General features: G+C 53.0%; 1 protein-coding gene. It reads right to left on the bottom strand.

Going from position 1 to position 1386, the window contains the following annotated elements; genetic code table 11:
* Nucleotides 1-33 precede the first annotated feature (33 nt).
* On the bottom strand, nucleotides 34-1386 hold a 1353-nt coding region (locus QP884_RS11215; RefSeq protein WP_284822063.1), incomplete at its 5' end, for an IS30 family transposase.

The raw sequence follows: 1386 nt of genomic DNA, 5'->3' as shown, positions 1-1386 counted from the left end.
GGCGGATTCTAGGGGTCGTTGCAACGATGATGGTTAGTTTGGTTTGATGCTACCGGTTTGTGTGAGGGCGTTGGTCATGACTTCGGCTGGGGTGCGCCAGTTGAGTGCTTTGCGCGGTTTGTGGTTGTGAATGTTGGCGATCATTTCTAGGTCCTCGGCGCTGTAGATGGACAGGTCGCTGTTTTTGGGAAGGTTTCTTCTGAGCCTGCCGTTGGTGTTTTCGTTGCTGCCGCGTTCCCATGGTGATCCTGGATGGCAGAAGTAGATGGGAATGTCAGTGGCCATGGTAAAAGCTTTATGACCAGCCATTTCGCTTCCTTGGTCCCAGGTAATTGATGACCAGATAGCTTTATCGATTCCTGTAACTGCCTTGTGCAGGGCTGTGAATACTTCTTTGCTGGTATGCCTTCCCGGTAAGTGGCCAAGGACAACAAATCGGCTGACGCGTTCTACTAGCGTGATTACCGCTGATTGGTTGTTTTTACCGAGGATGAGGTCGCCTTCCCAGTGGCCTGGCAAAATACGTTCACTTACCTCATCTGGCCGGTCGTCTATGAGGATCATGTCGTCGACGAAGCGTTGCTGGGCAGGTGTGCTGGAGCGGGTTTGGCGTTTCTTGCGTTTCTTTCTACCGGTCGGCAAGTCCAGGCCAAGGTCTTTGAGTCTTCCTTTGGCCTGCAGGTAAAAGGCGTCATAAATCGTTTCGTGACTAATGCGCATGTCCTTATCAGTGGGGTAGTCGATGGGCAGGCGATTAGAAATCTCCTCAGGTGACCATTGTGCCCGCAATTGTGCGCATACATAGTCCCATAGTCTTTTGTTGGCTAGTAGTTTCGGTATTTTCGGCCGCAACCTCCGCGCACAGGCCTTTAACTGGGCTGTTTCTGCACGATACGGGCCTTCCGCACTGTGGTTTCTGCGTACTTCACGCTGAATTGACGATGCACTTCGCCCTAAACGGCGCCCAATCTCACGCAGTGGCACATCTTCGCGGAGAAGATCGGCGATGATGACGCGTTCTTCGAAGCAAATGTAGCGATTGCTGATGCGTTTATACGGATCTACCCCGCTAGGTAAGGCGGGAGGGGCAAGCCTTCCGGATTCGATGACATCATGGCGTTGGCGCAGCGCTTTCATAAGTCTGTTATACGTGCTGGCGTCTTCGCCGACGGGTATGAACTCTTCTCGTCGACCCTGGGATTTGGTGAGTCCTTTTTCGAAATCTAAACGCAGTCGACGATCAATTCCTACTGCCGTGCCAGCATCACCACCAGGCAGGCTCGCCAGCCGAAGGCGCAGGTATTCCACTCTTAACTGCGTCTGGCGGACTTTCCGAGCATACTGACTTAACCGGATATGGCACCCAGCTTCCGTAGCTACGGCATA

Source organism: Corynebacterium tuberculostearicum (assembly GCF_030229345.1).
Classification (GTDB): Bacteria; Actinomycetota; Actinomycetes; order Mycobacteriales; family Mycobacteriaceae; genus Corynebacterium; species Corynebacterium tuberculostearicum_G.
Note: the sequence above shows the minus strand (reverse complement) of the source record. Positions and strands in the feature narration are given on the sequence as shown.